11 protein-coding genes are annotated in these 20,324 nt (G+C 37.6%); 6 read left to right on the top strand and 5 right to left on the bottom strand.

Annotation, left to right across the window (positions count from 1 at the left end; translation table 11 throughout):
* Positions 1-4: 4 nt before the first annotated feature.
* Positions 5-3,538: a T9SS type A sorting domain-containing protein gene (locus tag LF887_RS06785; protein ID WP_236858093.1), complete on the bottom strand. Its 3,534-nt coding sequence runs from the start codon at positions 3,536-3,538 to the stop codon at positions 5-7.
* Between the two features lie 328 nt (positions 3,539-3,866).
* The gene (gene dnaE, locus LF887_RS06780; protein ID WP_236858092.1) at positions 3,867-8,534 is read right to left on the bottom strand and encodes a DNA polymerase III subunit alpha; all 4,668 of its coding nucleotides are present in this window, start codon (positions 8,532-8,534) and stop codon (positions 3,867-3,869) included.
* A 355-nt stretch (positions 8,535-8,889) separates the two neighbouring features.
* On the opposite strand from dnaE, the gene LF887_RS06775 reads away from it, so the two are divergent.
* The 3 genes from LF887_RS06775 (at position 8,890) to LF887_RS06765 (ending at position 13,474) form a co-directional block, all read left to right on the top strand.
* Entirely contained in the window at positions 8,890-10,962 is a 2,073-nt protein-coding gene (locus tag LF887_RS06775; RefSeq protein ID WP_236858091.1) for a thiamine pyrophosphate-dependent enzyme, read from the top strand.
* 208 nt (positions 10,963-11,170) lie between these two features.
* Positions 11,171-12,202 carry a bestrophin family protein gene (locus tag LF887_RS06770; RefSeq protein ID WP_236858090.1) on the top strand — a complete coding sequence of 344 codons (1,032 nt, stop codon included), beginning with the start codon at positions 11,171-11,173 and terminating at the stop codon, positions 12,200-12,202.
* 183 nt (positions 12,203-12,385) lie between these two features.
* A complete protein-coding gene (locus tag LF887_RS06765; protein WP_236858089.1) occupies positions 12,386-13,474 on the top strand; it encodes a serine hydrolase domain-containing protein in 1,089 nt (362 codons plus the stop codon).
* Positions 13,475-13,571: 97 nt separating this feature from the next.
* On the opposite strand, the gene LF887_RS06760 is transcribed toward LF887_RS06765, so the two are convergent.
* Entirely contained in the window at positions 13,572-14,030 is a 459-nt protein-coding gene (locus LF887_RS06760) for an Lrp/AsnC family transcriptional regulator (RefSeq protein ID WP_236858088.1), read from the bottom strand.
* Positions 14,031-14,187: 157 nt separating this feature from the next.
* Here LF887_RS06760 and LF887_RS06755 point away from each other — a divergent pair, with 157 nt between their 5' ends.
* Complete coding sequence (locus LF887_RS06755; RefSeq protein ID WP_236858087.1) at positions 14,188-15,414, top strand: aminotransferase class I/II-fold pyridoxal phosphate-dependent enzyme; 1,227 nt, start codon at positions 14,188-14,190, stop codon at positions 15,412-15,414.
* A 177-nt stretch (positions 15,415-15,591) separates the two neighbouring features.
* Here the strand turns inward: LF887_RS06755 and LF887_RS06750 are convergent, their stop codons facing one another.
* Positions 15,592-16,596, bottom strand: coding sequence for a glycosyltransferase (locus LF887_RS06750; RefSeq protein ID WP_236858086.1), 1,005 nt, complete (start codon positions 16,594-16,596; stop codon positions 15,592-15,594).
* Between the two features lie 207 nt (positions 16,597-16,803).
* Here LF887_RS06750 and LF887_RS06745 point away from each other — a divergent pair, with 207 nt between their 5' ends.
* Together LF887_RS06745 and LF887_RS06740 are read left to right on the top strand one after the other, a co-directional pair.
* Positions 16,804-17,817: an SDR family NAD(P)-dependent oxidoreductase gene (locus LF887_RS06745; protein ID WP_236858085.1), complete on the top strand. Its 1,014-nt coding sequence runs from the start codon at positions 16,804-16,806 to the stop codon at positions 17,815-17,817.
* A 40-nt stretch (positions 17,818-17,857) separates the two neighbouring features.
* Complete coding sequence (locus LF887_RS06740; protein ID WP_236858081.1) at positions 17,858-18,664, top strand: helix-turn-helix domain-containing protein; 807 nt, start codon at positions 17,858-17,860, stop codon at positions 18,662-18,664.
* Between the two features lie 362 nt (positions 18,665-19,026).
* Here LF887_RS06740 and LF887_RS06735 read toward each other — a convergent pair whose 3' ends face one another.
* Positions 19,027-20,196: a class I SAM-dependent RNA methyltransferase gene (locus tag LF887_RS06735; protein ID WP_236858079.1), complete on the bottom strand. Its 1,170-nt coding sequence runs from the start codon at positions 20,194-20,196 to the stop codon at positions 19,027-19,029.
* Between the last annotated feature and the right edge of the window lie 128 nt (positions 20,197-20,324).

Below are 20,324 nucleotides of genomic sequence, written 5' to 3'. Positions count from 1 at the left end.
GAAATTATTTCTTAATTGCTTTCACGGTCTGTTTAGATCCGTCTTTCATATTAAGTACCACCAGATACATTCCTTCTTTCAGGTATCTCAACTCAAGTACGGAAGAAGGATGATCAATAGTTCTCACTAATCTTCCCGCAACATCAATAACTGAAACGGATTGTACCTTAGAAATATCCGAAATAGAAAGCGTATCAGTAAACGGATTAGGATACACTTTAATGCTGTTGATTTTTGCTGCTACTTCAGAAGTCCCCAAATTAGGATTTTGCTTTACTTCAACATTATCCAAAAGAACATCATCATAGTAATATCCATTATTGCTTACATTTTTATCTACAGTAAATCTTACCTGGACAGTAGCTCCTATATAAGATGCTGCTAAAGGAATACCAACAGTTCTCCATTGGTTTAGGTTTGAGTTATCACTAAAGACAGATACCCACCCATTTCCGTCATTCACTTCTACGGTCAGTTTATTGTTATCATATGTTGAAACACCCACTGTAGTTCCTGCTAAAGTAGAATGATTTTTAAACCAGTCAAAAGAAACATAAGGTGATGTCAATCCTGTTAAGTTAATAGGTGGGGTCACCAATTGTACAGTATTAGCACCAGCTCCTGTGTATGGTGTACTTGCATCTACCCATGCATAGGTACCTGCTGCTTTTCCATTATTGGCAGCGCTGGCACCATAATCTGCAGATCCCGAGAATTTCCAGAAAAGAGTAGCATCTGTTGTAGTAGCCATAGGATTCACATTATTCCAGCAGTTTGGCGCAATACCAGCGTCAAAGTTTTGAGCAAACGGTGCCATAGCAGTACCGCATAATGTATTGAAAGAAGCATATCCTATCCACGGACTCTTATCTCCTGTACTACAAACCGATCTTACCCATACATAATATAGACTGCTTGAAGCAAGTCCTGATAGTTGAACTGAGGTTGCATTACTGGTTCCGCTAGCAGCTGTAGCAGCAACAGGAGTTGTGCTGTTTGTTGAATAATAGTATTCATATCCACCCGCCGGCAACGAAGCAGGAGCAGTCCAGGATAAAGTAGCTGAAGAAACGGTAGGATTTGCTACTACAGGAGAAGATGGTTCCTGGCATGTAGGTATAGCCTCTACGATAAAGTCGTCAATATGGAAATCAATATCCGGAGAGGTAGAACTTGTAGTCGCTACAAAAGCAATCTTAATAGTTCCAGAATACCCGACAAGGTCTACTGTTTCTGTCTGACCCGTATTGGAATAAGTTCCTGCTCCTGTATATGTTTTTAAAGTGTTTGCATTACTCCATGTAGTCCCCCCATCAGTAGAAATTATAATTCTAACCTGGTGAGTACCTAATGTAGTTTGAGAAACAGTAGCTAAATAACTCGTAACTGCCATTTTGTATCTTATTCTATACATACCTGGTGTAGCTCCTAGGTTTATTCCCTGAGAAACTAACCAATCTCCTGTATTATTTCCATATAAATTCAGTCTTACTGCGGAATTGGATCCTGCATTTGCAAAACCTGCTTCAGCGGTCCATTTGCTGGATCCATATGTTAAAGTAGATGAAGCAGTAACATCTCCTTTAGCCACAGACCAACATGATGGAGTGAATGCTGTAAATCCTTGGGAAACAGTTGGCGCATTTTCAGCAGAACAAACAGTTGTAAAGTTACGCTCAGTACAAGAAGCAGAATTACTTGTTGAAGTATAAGCATTAACAGTATAAAAATATTTTGTGCTGTTATTAAGTGGAGCCGCAAGTGTATATGTTAATACATTACCCAAGTCAGTATTATTCATCACATCAGTTCCTCCTGCTGTAGTACCGATAGACAACTTGTACCCTGTTGCGTCGGTAACGGCACCCCATGTAATAGTTGGCGTTACAGAAACCCCTGCTGCTGCTGAAGAAGGAGCACTTACTGTTGGACATCCAATATTTTTAGTGGTAAATGATGATCCATTACATGCGGTTGCTGTTCCGTAGTTATTTGTAGGTGATACAGTTGCATAATAAGTAACACCGTATAATAACGGAGTTGCAGTAGGTATCGTATAGGTAAGAACATTTCCTACATCTACCCCGTTCATAACGTTTGTTCCCCCAGGTGTAGTTCCAATGCTTAGTTTGTAAGAAGTTGCCCCGGCTGTTGCATTCCATTTAATATTTGGAGTGATAGATAGTCCTGTTGCTGCATTTGCAGGAGTTGTAACTACGGCACAATCCGGAATTGTAACTGTGGTAATTTTAACATTATCCACATAAATATCATCACTTCCGTTATCACCTTTAGCTAAAAACCTTACGACTGCATTTGGACTTGATGATCCTAAATCTACAAAGTTGGTAATCCATGATGCGGCAACACCAAACGTAGAGCCTACATCTGTAAAGGTGTTTCCACCGTCTGTAGAAAGCTGAATTTTCAAAACATCTGTACCTGAAGGGTTGATGTAATCAAAACTTAAGAATCTATTCCCTGTACCTGAAGATAAATTGACATATAAGTCCATATATCCTGAAGCATTCTGACAGTTATACGAGTGGAATCTAGCCGCGGGTGCTACTGCCGAAGAAGAAGCCGTTGAAGATCCTCCGGTACCGCCCCATCCTGATGCAGAAGTAAATCCTGTGGTTGTAATATCACTCTGCCTCCATGAATTATCCCCTCTTGCCGGCCAGGTTCTCCAGTAATTGGCATTAGGTAAATCTAAAGTAGAGTTCCCGTCTGCCCAGGTACTGAAATTTTCTGTAAAAGGCAGAGTAGCATAGGTCTGAGGCGCAGTCTGCCATGTTCCCGGTGTATAAGTAAAAGTCAGTCCCGAAACAGGAACTGTTGTTCCGTTTGTAGTTCCTAAAGTTGGATTGGAAGATATTGTAGTTCCCGGAGTAAGGGCAGTCCAGTTAGTTCCTGTTAAATTATTGGTATCAGAACTTTCCGAACCTCTTATCCCTACCTGCCCAGAAAGGGTGGCGCTTCCTGAAACACAGTTTCCGTAAACAATAGCAATTGTTTTGGCAGTAAGGTCTAATTGTATCTGGAAATTAATCAGCTGAGCGGCCGATGCAGTATTCCCCTGAACATCTGTATATTGAACAATAAACTTTGAACCTACCGTTTCATATGCAATTTCAGAGGTGGTAGTACTGGCATGTCTTAAATTGACAGCAAACCCTGCAAAAGCCCCGTCATAAGTAGTTGGTGAAACATCCGTGGATAATCCGGTATACGTAGTATTGGCCGCTGGAACCCCCAATGTAATAAAACCATTATTACTAATATAGACAGAGCTATATTTTTGGTTATTATACGTAAAAGGAGTCGGCAAAGGGATTGCTCCGGACACCAGATCGGTTCCCATAGTTGCTCCGGATTGCCATATGGTTCTATTGGCAGACAATGGCGTATAGGTACCTGATGACTGCGTGAGTGCATACCCGTTATTCGTATTGGGGCCGGCAGCCTGTGGCGGCCCAACCTGTGCTGACACGCAATAATAAAAAGCGGTAAGGCACGTTAGTAGAATTTTCTTCATAAATTAGTAATAATAAAAGTTAGGGAGGTAAATGTATAAATATTAATTCAAATATTAAAAAATATCATAAATTATTAAATAAAAACATTTAAATAAGCAAATATTCAGAAATAAAATCAAACGTTTATTTAAATTTAATAATTATTTCATAATTCAATGATAAAAACGTAATGTATTCAATTTAAATACATTATAATAAAATCTTCAAAAATACAATCGTTTAATATTTTACTATTGAATATGAAAATATATGTAATATTTTCAACAGTATGTAAACGAAAAAAGTGGCAGAAGCCACTTTTAAATTGTTATATTTTTATCTAATTACCTAATTCAGGTAGAATTCATATTTATTCAGCAATTGAATTTCCTTAATAAGATCTCCATTGAGATCCACAGAATGTTTCATAGATTGAACTTCAATATGAGAATCATCTTCAATATTTTTAATAAAGAATTTCAACTTTTGATTCCCTTTATTCCGATCAAGAACCTTCCTGAAAAAATCAAGATCTTCCGGCCTTACGTCCATTACATCCATTACTAAAGAGATACTTTTTGCAAACCTTTCAAACGCTTCCTGAAGTTCTATTACATCCACTACATTCACAAAAACCCGTCCGTCTTTCACCTGCGCAAATTTTATTTTAAAAATAACAAATCTCTGCACTTCCAGCTTTTCCTTCAGCCTCATATAATCCCTGTCACCCAATCTGAATGAATAGGAACCTGAATAATCTTCCAGTGTAACAAAAGCTACTTTTTCGCCACTTCTGAAACCATCCTGAACTCTATATTCCGTGATCAGACCAGCTACAGTATATTCTTTACCGCCACCGCCATTTTCTCTTTCTTTTTGAAGTGTTTTCCAGTCTTTCTTTTTCTCCTCGAATAACTCTTCCTGCTTATTGGCAAAAGCCTGTTCTTTATAAGCATCCACCTCATCCAGATTTAAAAACAAGAAATTTCCTTTCGGTTCGGCTTTCTTCGTTATCTCCTCTATAACTTCCTCTTCTCCTGCCACCACATCATCAGATACAATCTCTATAAGATCTACCGCTTCATCCTGCGTGTCCTGTTCCAAAACGGGAGCTTCATCCGCTGTTTCTTTCCCTTCTTGATCTTTTTCCAATACTGATTTCTTGGAGAGCTGCCCCTGCATAAACCGGAAATGATATTTAAATTCATCCAGTGGATGCGCAGAAAGATAGAATCCAATGATTTCTTTTTCTTTATTAAGTTTATGCATATTCGGCCATTCCGGACAAGGAGCCAGTTTTGGCTGCTCTATCTGGACTTCATCAGCGAAATCAGCGAACAAAGAATGCTCCATCTCATTTTTGCTTTCCTGAAAACTCTGCCCATATCTGATCAATCTTTCCAAATTGGTCTTTCCTGCAAGATCAATATCAAAATACTGACCTCTGTGATAAGAATGCAGCTCATCAAAAGCTCCGGCCAGCACTAAACTCTCCGCCACTCTTTTGTTCATCTGTGAAGGAAGTATTCTTTCAAAGAAATCGTAAATATTTTTAAATCTTCCGTTTGTTCTTTCTCTTGTTATAGCCTCACTAGGGCCCTCACCTATTCCTTTGATGGCTCCCAAACCGAAACGGATCTGGCCTTTTTCGTTTACAGAGAATTTATATTGAGATTCATTGACATCCGGACCTAATACATCAACTCCTATACTTTTACAATCCTCCATGAACATGGTAATTGAATCTGTATTGTTAATGTTATTACTCATTACACTCGCCATATATTCTGCCGGATAATTCGCTTTCAAATAGGCAGTATGATAAGCGATTAAAGCATAACAGGTTGAGTGGGATTTGTTAAATGCATACTCTGCGAAGGCTTTCCAGTCATTCCATATTTTTTCTAACCTTTCTTCATTAAGGTTATTCTTTCTTCCTCCTTCAATAAATTTAGGGTACATTTTATTCAGAACATCAATCTGCTTTTTACCCATCGCTTTTCTCAGTGTATCTGCTTCACCTTTAGTAAAATTGGCCAGCTTCTGAGATAAGAGCATTACCTGCTCCTGGTAAACGGTAATTCCGTAAGTTTCTTTCAGATATTCTTCGGTTTCAGGTAAATCATAAACAATCTCTTCTACTCCGTGCTTCCTGTTAATAAAGTTTGGAATATATTTAATCGGACCCGGTCGATAAAGGGCATTCATCGCAATAAGATCGGCAAAAACCGTCGGTTTAAGCTCTCTCATGTACTTTTGCATCCCTGGACTTTCGTACTGGAAAATACCTACTGTTCTTCCTTCTTTAAACAACTGATAGGTTTTAGTATCATCAAGAGGGATCAGGTCAGGATCGATATCAACACCATGCCTTGCCTTTACCAATTTTAAGGCATCTTTTATAATGGTTAAAGTTCTCAGCCCTAAAAAGTCCATTTTTAAAAGACCCGCACTTTCCGCTACCGAGTTATCAAACTGTGATACCAGGATATCTGCATCTTTAGCAGCAATAGTCACCGGAACAAGATTACTTACATCTTCAGGAGTAATAATAACACCACAAGCGTGAATTCCTGTATTTCTGATACAGCCTTCCATCTTTTTTGCACTGGCTAAAACGTCATGGCGCGCATCTTCCGGACTATCAAGAACATACCTCATCTCATCGACAAGCATTTGCTCCTCCGGCTTTAATTTATCATATTTTGCTAAAGCTTTCGCAATATTCATTCCCGGACTTGGAGGAATTAGTTTAGCAATATTATTGGTATCAGGAATTGGGAGATCCAATACCCTCCCTGCATCTTTAATCGCAGATTTACCACCCAGCACAGAGTAAGTGATGATCTGTGCCACCTGATTTTTACCATATTTTTCAACTACCCATTTGATAATTCTATCTCTTCCTTCATCATCAAAGTCAATATCAATATCTGGCATGGAAACCCTTTCCGGATTTAGAAATCTCTCGAAAAGGAGATCATATTTAATGGGATCCACATTGGTAATTCCAATCGTGTAAGCTACCGCAGAACCCGCTGCAGAACCACGACCAGGGCCGACCCACACTCCCATATTACGGGCTTCATTACAGAAATCCTGTACGATTAAGAAATAACCGGGATACCCCGTATTAGCGATTACATCCAATTCGAAATCAAGACGCTCTTTAATTTCATCAGTAATTCCCGTATCAGCGTACCTTTTCCTTGCCCCTTCATAAGTTAAGTGAGTAAGATAGGCCATTTCACCTCGTTTCCCGCCGTCAACCTCATCTTCAGGATGAATAAATTCCTCAGGAATATCAAATTTTGGAAGAAGTACGTCTCTTTTTAAGGTATAAGGTTTAAATTTTGCAGTAAATTCATCATATGCTTCAAAAGCATCGGGATAAGCTAAAAAGCTTTCCTTTATCTCGTCAGAATTTTTAATATAATATTCTCCTGTTGCAAGACCTCTTCTCTTACCAAATCCCTTACCTACAGGTGTTGTAAGCTTTTCACCATCCTTTATACAACTTACAATATCCTGAATATTAGAATCATCTTTATTCGTGTAATATGTTTCGTTCTGCGCTAAAATTTTAACGTTATATTTATCTGCGAAATGCAGTAAAACATCATTCAGGTGCTCCTCCTCAGGAAGTTTATGATTTTGAAGCTGAACATAAAAATCATCCTCAAAAGTATCTTTCCACCATTTGAAAAGCTCTTCCCCTTTTTGCTCCCCCGTATTCAGGATTGCATCAGGAATATCTCCATTAATCCCCGAAGTCAAAGCAATCAGTCCCTCTTTATACTCAGCAATCAGTTCACGGCTAATTCTCGGAACTCCAAAATAGAATCCTTTTAAAAAACCTATACTTGAAAGTTTTGCTAAATTCTTATATCCATTAAAATCTTTTGCTAAAAGAACAACCTGGGTTCTTCTATCAGGATCATCTTTAGTAAATTGTTTCTGTTCGTAACGGTTCGAAATATAAAATTCACAGCCTACCACAGGAATCAAAGGCTTCAAAATCGGCTCAGTTTCATTGAATTCTGTTCCGTTTTCTTCTGCTTCCTGTTTTTTTACTAAATATTCTTTATGTTTTTTGGCCCGGTCACCATTAGCTCCTTCAACCGCAGAAACAAACTTGAAAGCTCCCATCATATTTCCCAAATCTACCATTCCGACAGCGGGAAAATTATCATCTGAAGCTCTTTTTATCAAGTCTGAAATACTGGAAGTAGCCATTAACGTTGAAAAAACGCTATGATTGTTAAAATTGAAATATTGTCCTAGATCAATCTCATCAATACTTCCGAAATCATTCTGTTTTTTCTTGTTGTTGAAATCGGCTACCTGTCTTCGGATAACAATCCCAAAGGGCTTTATCGGATCAGGGTAAAGCGTTTTAAAATAAGCAAGCTGGTCTTCAGAAACTTTTAAAACCTCTGCAGGAATCACCCCTATTCTCATCATTTCAAAGAAAACCTGAGCAGTGGCATTTACATCGGCAGCAGCATTATGGGCTTCATCAAATTTATTCCCATACAGTTTTTCATAAAGTTCTTCAAGTTTCGGGGGCTTAAATCTACCACCTCGTCCTCCTCCAAGCTGACAGAAATTTGTTCCCAAAATCATGGTGTCGGCTTTGGGCTTTTCCTGTAAATTGTCTTTTATATTCTTCCTGTAAAATTCTGCTCCTACAATATTATAATCAAACTCTACATTATGCCCGGAAACCACTCTTACACGGTCCAGTACTTTAGCAAATTCTTCTAGAATCTCCTGCAGATCACGTCCTTCTTCATTGGCAATTTTTGTTGTAATCCCGTGAATCCTCGCTGCGTTGAAGGGAATATCATACCCTTCAGGTTTTATAATATAATCCTGATTTTCAATTAGATTACCATTATCATCGTGTACCTGCCATGCAATCTGAACCATTCTTGGCCAGTTGTCTGAGTCTGAAAGCGGTGCATTGAAATTTTTAGGTAAACCGGTTGTTTCTGTGTCAAAAATTAAATACATATAAGTTTCTAACTTTTTTATAAAAAAGAGAATGTAAAGTTACTTCATTTTTTCTAAATAATCCTTTAAATGCAGAAGATAAACGATGAACATTATTGAAATAAAGGATTGAAATTATCAATAAAAAACTTAAATAGGTATGACTGCTTCAGCCACTTGCTCATTCCATTCAATTATTACAATTACCTGTAATTAATTATCAGAGTGCTCGGAAGGAATTAATTTACCAAAAAACCAAGCCCAAAAGGCCCTTTTTTCACAAATACAATTGAGGAATTATCACTAAATCAGCGTATTTATTACAAAATACTAACGGTTGTTAGTATTTTGTTTTTTTAATGTATATTTGCTTCCTATGGAAAATACACTTCACGAGAAAGTTTCTCAGGATATTTTACTTAAAGCGTACAATCATATGATGCTGGCAAAAGCAATGGCCGACATTTATGAAGAAAACCGAAATGTATGTAAATACGTTCATAGCACATCAAGAGGCCACGAAGCTATTCAGCTTGCTACTGCTTATCAGCTTAAGAAGGAAGACTGGGTTTCTCCTTACTACAGAGATGAAAGCATCCTTTTAGGAATTGGCTTTGAACCTTATCAGCTGATGCTTCAATTATTGGCGAAAGCTGATGATCCTTTTTCCGGAGGAAGATCTTATTATTCTCATCCTTCCAGCAGAGATGAAAATAAGCCAAAGATTATTCACCAGAGTTCTGCTACCGGAATGCAGACTATCCCTACAACAGGAGTGGCACAGGGAATAAAATACATCCAGGATTTTGAGCTTCAGAATTTTGAAAATAACCCCGTTGTCATTTGCAGCCTTGGAGACAATTCGGTTACCGAAGGGGAAGTAAGCGAAGCGCTACAGTTTGCAGCGCTGCATCAGTTACCTATTATTTTCCTTGTACAGGATAACGAGTGGGGAATTTCCGTGACCAAAGAAGAAGCAAGAACCTGTGATGCGTACGATTTTGTGGCAGGATTTACAGGGCTAAGCAGAATGAGAGTGGATGGAACTGACTTCGTAGAAAGTTTCGAAGCCATGAAAAAGGCGGTAGATTTTGTAAGAACAGAAAGAAGGCCTTTGGTTGTTTGTGCAAAAACAGTACTTATTGGCCATCATACTTCAGGTGTAAGAAGAGAATTCTATAGAGACGAAGAAGATTTAACTAAACATAGAGCTAAAGATCCGGGAGAAATCCTAAGAAAACACTTACTGGAAACAGGTACAGATGAGGATCTTTTAAAACAAATTACGAAAAAAGCGCGCCTCGAAGCAGAAGAAGCTTTTGAAAAAGCTAAAAATGCTGAAGATCCTAAACCGGAAACAGTAATGCAGCACGTTTTTGCTCCTACCCCGATCACTGAAGAGGCAGGAACACGTGAACCTACCGGCGGTGAAAAAATCGTTATGGTAGATGCTGCCATCCATGCCATTCAGGAATTGATGTGGAAACATCCTGAAGCTCTTCTGTACGGCCAGGATGTAGGTGAGAGAATTGGCGGTGTTTTCCGTGAAACGGTTACACTGGGAAAAAAATTTGGAAGCAAGAGAGTTTTCAATACTGCCATTCAGGAAGCGTATATCATTGGTTCTACGGCCGGAATGAGTGCTGTAGGATTAAAACCAATTGTTGAAGTTCAGTTTGCAGATTATATTTATCCGGGAATCAACCAGCTTATCACAGAGATTTCAAAATCAAATTATTTAAGCGGTGGAAAATTTCCTGTGAGCAACATTATCCGTGTTCCAATCGGAGCTTATGGAGGCGGTGGTCCTTATCATAGTGGTAGTGTTGAAAGCATTTTAGCCAATATTAAGGGAATTAAAATAGCATACCCAAGTAATGCAGCGGATTTTAAAGGATTGCTGAAAGCAGCTTATTATGATCCCAATCCGGTAGTTATGCTGGAACATAAAGGATTATACTGGAGTAAAGTTCCCGGCACTGAAGATGCCAAAACCATAGAACCGGCAGAAGACTACGTACTTCCTTTTGGAAAAGGTAAGATCATCATAGAAGCTGATAAGAATGAGACTGAAAAAGGAAGAACACTATTGATCGTTACTTACGGAATGGGTGTTTACTGGGCTAAAGAAGCCGCTAAAAACTTTAATGGAAGAGTTGAAGTGATTGATTTAAGAACCTTAATCCCTCTTGATGAAGAACTTGTTTTTGAAAGAGTGAAAGCACATGGAAAATGTATCGTTCTTACGGAAGAGCAACTTAATAATTCTTTCGCAGAAGCTTTTGCACACCGTATTTCCAAAAACTGTTTCAAATATCTGGATGCTCCGGTAGAAACAATGGGATCACTAGATGTCCCGGCAGTTCCTATCAACCTAGTACTGGAAAAAGAAATGCTTCCTAACGCAGAGAAGCTTTCCAGTAAGATCGAAGAAATGCTGAAATATTAAATTTCTATAAATTGAAACCTCTAAAAATTTTTAGAGGTTTTTTTATGCTTTTTTTTCACTACTTTTATTTAACAATTATTAATCTCAACCTTAATCCATTATAAGTACAGAAAACCTGAATAGCCAATTCCTGACAGCCAATAGAAAGAAATCCTGATCATAGTTTGGTATTTGTTTTGTCTGTACACGCAAAAACACATTCATTTTTATGATCACAACCAAATACGTCAATTATAAACAGGTTCTCAACCTGTCTGGTTTACATCTTATCTTAATATCCATCTGGTGTACATTGATTGCGGTTCTTTTTTACTTCTTCAACTGGCACTGGATGTCAATTCCATGGGTTCCTGTAGCCCTTATTGGTACTGCCGAGGCATTCCTTGTAGGTTTTAAAAACAACCAGGCGTATGACAGACTTTGGGAAGCCAGAAAAATCTGGGGCGGAATCGTCAACTCCAGCCGTTCTTTTGCTTCAATGATATATGCTTTTGATACCCAAAATGAAGAAATTGGCATTTTTGATCTGGAAGACCGTAAGAAAAGAATTGTCAATCGTCATATTGCATGGCTGTACACTTTCCGTGAGCAGCTTCTTATCCCTGCGGAGTGGGAACATATAAGCACTGAAAACAGTAAATTCGGAAACATCAATCTCAGAAGAAACAGGCTGATCAAGGCAGGGTTCCCCGATTATGGAAGGGCTCCTATCTTTCTGCACAAATATCTTTCTGAGGACGAATACGACCTTAAAGGTCATTATAAAAACTTTGCTACGTATCTGATCTCCCAGCAGGCAAAAGACATTAATGAACTGAAAAACATGAATGCGATCACAGATTTCAATCAGACTCAGCTTCAAAACAGTCTTAATGAATTCTACAACTTTCAGGGACAGGCCGAGAGAATTAAGAAATTCCCTTCACCAAGACAGTTTGCCAGCACCGCATTTGTCTTTAATATTCTCTTCATTATGCTCCTTCCTCTCGGATTAGTAAATGAGTTTGCCAAACTGGGCGACTGGGGAATCTGGACCTCCATTCCTTTCTGTATCATCATTGGATGGATCTATATTATCATGGAACTGGTAGGAGATTATTCCGAAAATCCTTTTGGCGGTCTTATGTTTGATGTTCCGATGCTTTCTATATGCAGAGCCATTGAAATTGACCTTCTTCAAATGGGTGGAGAAAAAGATCTTCCGGATCCTATTTCTTCTAAAAACGGAGTATTGGTATAATAATAAGCGACTCAGGAAAAATGTAAAAATATTGCTGAGATTTATTTAAAAATTTCATTGTTTTTCATAATTTAGAGGAATAGAAAAACTTCAGGTGTGTTAGCTGAAAACAAACTAATGTTTTGTTTTCAGCTGACTTCTCTGGTTTTTATCAGCTAATCATTATTCCTCCCTTTTTAAACAATGAAATCCAAGCAATTACTGCAGGTCCTGACTATTTCAGCGATGGCCATCTTCTGCCCTAAACTGAAATCACAGGCTGCCTTCAACAGAGAATTACCAAAAGAATTTTCTGAGAAATTCACCAAAGAAATCAATGACAGTATTCCCTCGCTGGGATCGTTCATCGTTTCACAAAACGACATGATTTTATATGAACAATATTTTCATGGAGCGAACAAAGAAACAGTCTTTAGTGTAAAATCAGTTACCAAAAGTATCGTATCCGTTCTGGCAGGAATTGCAAAAGACAAAAATTTACTTCCCAATCTCAATACTCCGGTTTTAAAAATTCTTCCGGAGTACAATATTTCAAGAAGCAGATTCAAGAATATTTCCAATATCGAAGGAAAAGTTCTTCATGATTCTATCCGAAATACGCTAACACTCAAAAATCTGATGACGATGCAGGGTGGCTTTGACTGGGTTGAAAATTCAAAAATATCAATGGATATGTCATTTTCCTATGATCCTGTAAGATTCGTTCTGGAACTCCCTTTCGAAGAATACCCGGGTACGGTATTTAATTATAACAGTGGTGAAACTCACGTTTTCGGAGCTGCTTTGTCAAGAATCATAAAAACCAATCTGAAGCAGTTTGCCACTGAAAATCTCTTCAGACCTTTGAAAATAAATACCATCAGATGGGACACTGATTCAATGGATAGAAATATTGCAGGCTCAGAACTCTTTATGAAAACTAATGATATGCTGAAATTCGGCTCCATGATTCTAAATAACGGAAAATCGGGCGGAAAACAGATTGTATCACAAAAATGGATTCAGGAATCTACCTCGGAACATGTAAAACTCGATTCCTGGGATGTGATGCCTGACGCCAATGGCTATGGTTATTACTGGTGGCGACGAAAAACCAATGGGCATCAGGCTTTTGTTGCAACAGGATATGGAGGACAGTTAATATGTGTTATTCCTGATTTAAAAATGGTAATTGTAACAACCTGCTTCTTAAACGATAAAAATAAAGGAAGAGCAGATATTAAAAGACTTCATTATTTCATCGATAAAATTACCAAAGTAAACTATCAATAAAAATCATAGTGAAAATAGCAGACGTTTTCATCAATGAAAATTCAATCTCAAAATAATATATTGTACAGAATCTGAACCTTTAGGACTTCTTTTAATTTTATAAAACAATTGCCGTTGTATTTTTCACCTCGGAAATCATAAATGAACTGTGCGTACTCGCAATATGCTGAAGGGTTGTCAGCTTCGTCAGCATAAAGTGACGGTAATCTTCCATGTCTTTCACCCCTATTTTCAGGATGTAATCATAATCTCCACTTACATGGAAGCATTCGGTAACTTCCTGGAGATTCATTACCTCTTTTTCAAACTGAAGTACAAATTCTTTTTTGTGCTGTGTGAGCTTCACGTGGCACAGCACAATAAAATCTTTTTTAATCTTCTGCCTGTTTAGTAAAGCTACATACTTTGAAATAACGCCTGCATTTTCAAGTTTTTTTACCCGCTCATAAATTGCCGTCACTGATAATCCAAGCTTACCGGACAGCTCTTTGGTAGTTTGTTTACAGTCTTCCTGCAAAAACAACAGCAGTTTTTTATCAATTTCATCAAGTTCCATAGATAATTTTTTGGTAACATTTTAATATTCCCGAAGATAGCAATTATATTTTCTAAATAAATACATTTTTCCAGTTTTATATACTACAAATTCAATTTTCCATTGTAATAATTAGGAAAATAGCGCAAATTGGCCCTATAAAATAAAAACAATACTTATGGAAAACTTTAACGCAGCCAATGAGATCCAGGATCTTCAGTATTTTGGGGAATTCGGAGGAGTAAACCCTTCTATTTCTGACAGTTCTACCTATACTTTTCTTTCCGCAAAGACGATGTTTGATACTTTCGAAGGCAACGCCGAAGGATGTTATCTGTACTCCAGACATTCATCACCAATGAACCTTTATCTGGGACAGGCTCTTGCAAAAATGGAAAATACAGAATCCGCCAATGTGACGGCATCCGGAATGGGCGCTATTACTTCTGTTTTGATGCAGGTGTGCAAAAGTGGAGACCATATTATTTCAAGCCGCACTATCTATGGAGGTACGTATGCTTTTCTTAAAAACTTCATGCCTCAGTTTAATGTAGCAACCACTTTTGTTGATATCAATAATTTTGATTCTATCGAAAATGCCATCACTTCTACCACTAAAGTTATTTACTGTGAAAGTGTAAGCAACCCGCTTCTTGAAGTGGCGGATCTTAGAAAACTTTCTGAAATCTGTAAGAAGCATAATTTGAAACTGATTGTTGACAATACCTTTTCCCCTCTTTCCATTTCTCCTCAGCTATTTGGAGCAGATGTCGTTATTCATAGTTTAACGAAATTCATCAATGGCAGCAGTGATACCGTGGGTGGTGTATATTGCGGAACCCAGGCATTTATCGATGATACTAAAAATGTAAACTCCGGGGCATGTATGCTTCTTGGTCCTACGATGGACAGCTTAAGATCATCAAGTATTTTAAAAAACTTAAGAACATTACATATCAGAATAAAGCAGCACAGCCACAATGCAATGTACCTTGCTGAAAGATTCGAAAAAGATGGTTTAAAAGTATCTTATCCGGGATTGCCTTCTCATAAAAATCATGAATTAATGGCAAGTATGATTGACCAGGAGTACGGATACGGAGGATTACTGACTCTGGATGCCGGAACGACGGAAAAAGCCAACGAGCTGATGGAAATGATGCAGGCAGAAAATCTGGGTTACCTGGCGGTAAGCTTAGGGTTCTACAAAACTTTATTCTCTTGCTCAGGAAAATCTACCTCTTCTGAAATTCCGGAAGAAGAACGTGCTTCCATAGGGATCTCTGACGGACTGATCAGATTTTCTATCGGCTTAGATCACGACATCAAAAGAACCTATCATAAGATGAAAGAATGCATGCTGAAAGTAGGCGTTCTTAACCATGAAAACATTTCTATATCTTAAATTTATTGTGAAGGCTGCCCCAAACGAGCAGCCTTTTTTATATTTCTTGCTGAAATACCATTTTTTTATTTTTAATAGCTGATCTTTTAAATTCATTCAATAGCAATTTAGCCTATTGATGAATAGAAAAAATTCTTCCGATTGGCTTTAGCCAAAACTTAGAGATATTCCTGCCCTTTATTTTTTATAATAATGAGTAGGAAAAGCTTCTTCAGGCTTCATTCTGAAAACATTCAAAAGAATCCATGACTTTAAAAAACCATAACCATACGAAAACATCTGAATATAAGTGGAAATTACGGCCATCCCTGCAATACTTATATTTTTAGTTAATAATAAAGCATGGAAAAGCACCAAAAAGGTGTACAAACCATAGAAAGCAAGGATAATCCCTCTCCCTGTAATAAAATACTCCAAAAACCCCATGATATAGCCTAACATAAATAAACTAGGAAATGCAAAAGAAATCTTTACATAATTAGGATGCCGCTGGTTAAGAATTGGTCTGGCACAGCCAAACTGAAAGACCTGCTTAGAGAATTTTCCAAAATCCACCCTGCGCTTATGATATACTGCAATATTATCAAAAAAAGCTGTTGTAAATCCGTTTTCCCAAAGGGTCATAGATAAATCCGGGTCCTCGCCTATTCTCATTTCTGAAAATCCGCCTACTTTCTCAAAAACAGCTTTCTTCACTCCCATATTAAAACTTCTGGGCTGAAATTTTGAAACAGCTTTCTTGCTTCCTCTGATTCCTCCGGTTGTAAAAACAGAAGTCATGGAATAGGAAATTGCTTTCTGCATCAGGTTAAATCCTTTGTGTGCCTTATCAGCTCCTCCGAATGCATCACAAGGAATTGTCAGAATATCATTTTTAATATGTTCAATATAATCTTTCTCAACGATCACGTCACTGTCTACAAAAACCAGCCATTCGTTGGCTGCTCTTGCTGCCCCATAATTTCTCGAAAGTCCAGGTCCTGAATTATCTTTTTTGAAATATTTAATATCCAGACTTTCCTCAAAATTCTTTATCGTAGGCTTGAGATCAACCAGAGAACCATCATCCACAATAATGATTTCAAATTCTCTATCAGTCTGTTGGGTCAAAGAGGTCAGCAACTCGAAAAGTTCATCTTTTCGGTTGTAAATAGCAACAACAATGGAAATAGTAGGCTTCAAATTAAAAATTTTTCAAAATTACTTATTCGAGCATGAAACCACAAACAGTTTAACAGCTTATTCTGAGAAATTAACTAAACAGAGGATCCGCCTACTCTGCCAAACCTTTAAAACAGATGAAATTCTAAGCCAACTTATTTGACATTTTAAACACAATCATCATGGGTAATACCTCATAATTTTGCTGTAGAAATTCAAACAAAAAAAATGAAACATACTATCAATCCGTTGCAACAGCCTCTAAACTCAGGCTTCAACGCATACTCTACAGCTCAGGAAGTCATAAAAGGAACCGACCTTACCGGGAAAACAGTCATTATCACAGGAGGCTACGCAGGAATTGGCCTGGAGACCACAAAAACACTTATTTCTGCAGGAGCACATGTCATTATTCCTGCAAGAGATATTGAAAAAGCAGAAAAAAATCTTTCCGGAATTGAAAATATTGAGCTCGAAAAAATGGACCTGATGGATTCCGCATCCATCGATAGCTTTGCTGAAAAATTCATGGCCTCCGGTAAAAAACTAGATATTCTCATTAATAATGCAGGTATCATGTGGGTTCCCCTGCGCAGGGACAGCAGAGGTTTTGAGTCTCAGCTTGCTACGAATTACTTAGGACAGTTTCAGCTTACAGCAAAACTGTGGCCAGCTCTTAAAAAAGCAAACGGGGCAAGAGTTATCAATGTTTCTTCCTATGGCCACCAGATGGCTCCCTTTGATTTTGAAGATCCCAATTTTGAAAAAAGAGAGTATGAAAGCCTTTCAGGATACGGGCAATCTAAAACAGCCTGTAATCTTTTTTCTGTAGAACTTGATGAAAGAGGAAAAAAATTCAATGTCAGAGCTTACTCTCTTCATCCTGGTTCCGTATATGGTACTGACTTGGGAAGAGAAGAGCCTATTGAGCTTTTTAAACAACTGGGAACTCATGATAGAGAAGGAAATATCAAACCGGAAGTTGAAGCAAAATTAAAAACAATTCAGCAAGGTGCTGCCACTACAGTATGGTGCTCAGTAAGTCCTCAACTTGAAAATGTGGGAGGAGTCTACTGTGAAAATTGTGATATCGCTGAGATTGATAAAGGACAGATTGAGCACAGATTTGATGAACCTGCCACCATACGCGGTGTACAGCCCTATTCTATTGATAAGAATAACGCACAAGAGTTATGGAAATTAACAGAAAATATGCTGGATGTTCAGTTTGACACGAAATAATGTCTTTTTTAAATACATTTGTACTGAAAAACAGCTGACAATGGATTTCCAGATTCAATATCTCACACCGGACATCAAGCTTTCAAGCTTTGATGACAGATTATTCAAAACAGAAGCGGTCTTTGAATATCATATGCTGGTTTGGTTCATATCAGGAGAAACTAAAATTATTCAGGCCGATAAAACCTATCTGTTTAAAGCAGGAGATATTTTCCTGATCCCCAGAAACCACCTTTCAACCATTATCAATTATCCGAAAGACGGACTTCCTCATAAAGCAGTGGTCATGCATCTAACCACAGAACGGCTGAAACAGTTTTATGGTTCTATTGATTACCAGCATAAAAATGGGCATCGTGAATCCTGTATTTACAGCTTCGGCAGCCAACCCCTTTTGAGAAGCTGCCTGGCTTCACTTATTCCTTATTTTGAGATAGAAGGTCCCTTTCCTGAAAACATTGCGCATTTAAAAATCACTGAAGCCATAAGTATTTTAAGAGAAACAAACCCTGATATAGATGGTATTCTTACTGATTTTGATGAACCTGGAAAAGTTGATCTGATCAACTTTATGGAAAAGAATTATATGTTCAATATGCCTTTGGAACGGTTTGGGTATCTTACAGGAAGAAGCTTATCTACCTTTAACCGGGATTTCAGGAAAATTTATCAGATAACGCCACAACGCTGGCTGACCCGGAAACGTTTGGAACTGGCGTATTATCATTTATCAGAAAAGAATAAAAAACCATCTGATGTCTTTCTGGAAGTCGGTTTTGAAGATCTTTCTCATTTTTCACACGCTTTTAAAAAACAGTATGGTTTTGCTCCTTCACTGACCAGATAAAAATAAAGGCGGCTGTATCAGATACGATACAGCCGCCTTTTTATTATTTTAGTTTAAAAATAAACCCGATTTAAATAGAAGTACTTAACGTTGTGTAGAGTTTCCCGATGATATTATCTTTCAAAAAGCTATTAAAAAAAATACTGCCATCACAAGAAATCCTGCACTTAGTTTTTCTTTAAACAATCTGAATCTATAGGTTCCATCTTTTGTAGTTTTTCACCACTACTTAAACTTGTTTTGTCTCGACTGGAACGTGATCATCCGGAGCCAGAACCAAACAGCCCGAATACATCAAGAATTGGCTCGAAAATTTCAAAAAAATCCAACTCATCTATTTAAGATTTTAAATCCCCGGGATACTAGTCTTTATTACCTTCCAGTTTATGTACTTTCTTCGTTCCTTCATACATTTCGTACTGTAAAAATCTTGTTTCAAGCTTTCCGTTGAAAAGTTTGATCTTTCTTGAAGGGCGTAATCCAATTTTCTTCACAGCTTCCAGATCAGAAGAAATCAGCCATGCCAGTGTATTCGGGTAATGTGTTTTGAAAGTATCTCCAATTTTTTTGTAAAAATCATCATCATTGATGGAAATTCTCTCGTCGTATGGAGGATTGAATACCATTAATAATGGGAAAAGTTCTTTTTTAGACTCAAAGAAATCCTGCCTTTTGATCTCGATCACATCTTCCATTTCTGCAGCCTCCACATTTGTTCTTGCTGCATTAAGCATTTTTGAATCAATATCGTATCCTACAATTTTCCCATCAAACTGTCTGACTCTGTTTATTCTGAATTCTTTAATTTTTGCGAATAAGTCCGCGTCATAATTTTTCCAGTTCTGGAACCCAAATCTCTTTCTGAAAATCTGAGCAGGAAGATCCATAGCGATCATTGCCGCTTCAATCAATAATGTTCCTGAGCCGCACATAGGATCAAGGAAATTTCCTTTTCCGTCCCAACCTGCCAGCTGAAGCATTCCACTTGCAAGAACTTCATTAATAGGAGCCTCACCCTGTTCTTTTCTATATCCTCTTTTAAATAAAGCATCTCCAGAAGAATCCATAGAAATCATGACAAGCTCTCTATCGATATGAAGGTGGAATTTAATATCCGGATCTCTGGTTTCTACATTCGGACGTCTTTTGAATTTTTCCTGGAAATAATCCACAATGGCATCTTTCATCTTCAAAGTTACAAACTGTGAATGCTTGAAAGTTTCAGAGTTTACCGTTGCGTCAATAGAGAAAGACTGTTCCACATCCATAAAATTCTCCCACTCAAATTTGAATAGTCTGTCATAAAACTGATGCTGGTTAAAAGCTTTGAACTCATGGATAGGCACCAAAATTTTCAATGCCGTTCTCGCAGAATAATTAATTTTATAAAGAAAACCAAGATCTCCTTCACAATTTACCGCTCTGTTTTTAATTTCGACGTTTTTTCCGCCCAATTTTTTGATTTCTTCAGCAAGAATTGGCTCCAATCCGAAGAATGTCTTTATCTGTATTTTGATATTTTCTGTATCCATAATGATGTTTTAAAAGTTTTAAAGTTTTAATAATTAAAAGATTAGCCCTCCAACTTATTGATCAATTGAATTTTTCAATCTTTTAATGTTGTAAAATACTTTGCTTTTAACCGCACAAATTTAGTTAT

This window comes from Chryseobacterium sp. MEBOG06 (assembly GCF_021869765.1).
In the GTDB taxonomy this organism is placed as follows: domain Bacteria; phylum Bacteroidota; class Bacteroidia; order Flavobacteriales; family Weeksellaceae; genus Chryseobacterium.
The sequence above is the reverse complement of the archived record's forward strand: the minus strand, read 5'-3'. Positions and strand labels throughout refer to the sequence as shown.

What these genes read in the sequence shown, in the direction of transcription:
- LF887_RS06785 (WP_236858093.1), bottom strand. Translation starts at nt 3,538, where the DNA reads ATGAAGAAAATTCTACTAACGTGCCTTACCGCTTTTTATTATTGCGTG.
- dnaE (WP_236858092.1), bottom strand. Translation starts at nt 8,534, where the DNA reads ATGTATTTAATTTTTGACACAGAAACAACCGGTTTACCTAAAAATTTC.
- LF887_RS06775 (WP_236858091.1), top strand. Translation starts at nt 8,890, where the DNA reads ATGGAAAATACACTTCACGAGAAAGTTTCTCAGGATATTTTACTTAAA.
- LF887_RS06770 (WP_236858090.1), top strand. Translation starts at nt 11,171, where the DNA reads ATGATCACAACCAAATACGTCAATTATAAACAGGTTCTCAACCTGTCT.
- LF887_RS06765 (WP_236858089.1), top strand. Translation starts at nt 12,386, where the DNA reads ATGAAATCCAAGCAATTACTGCAGGTCCTGACTATTTCAGCGATGGCC.
- LF887_RS06760 (WP_236858088.1), bottom strand. Translation starts at nt 14,030, where the DNA reads ATGGAACTTGATGAAATTGATAAAAAACTGCTGTTGTTTTTGCAGGAA.
- LF887_RS06755 (WP_236858087.1), top strand. Translation starts at nt 14,188, where the DNA reads ATGGAAAACTTTAACGCAGCCAATGAGATCCAGGATCTTCAGTATTTT.
- LF887_RS06745 (WP_236858085.1), top strand. Translation starts at nt 16,804, where the DNA reads ATGAAACATACTATCAATCCGTTGCAACAGCCTCTAAACTCAGGCTTC.
- LF887_RS06740 (WP_236858081.1), top strand. Translation starts at nt 17,858, where the DNA reads ATGGATTTCCAGATTCAATATCTCACACCGGACATCAAGCTTTCAAGC.
- LF887_RS06735 (WP_236858079.1), bottom strand. Translation starts at nt 20,196, where the DNA reads ATGGATACAGAAAATATCAAAATACAGATAAAGACATTCTTCGGATTG.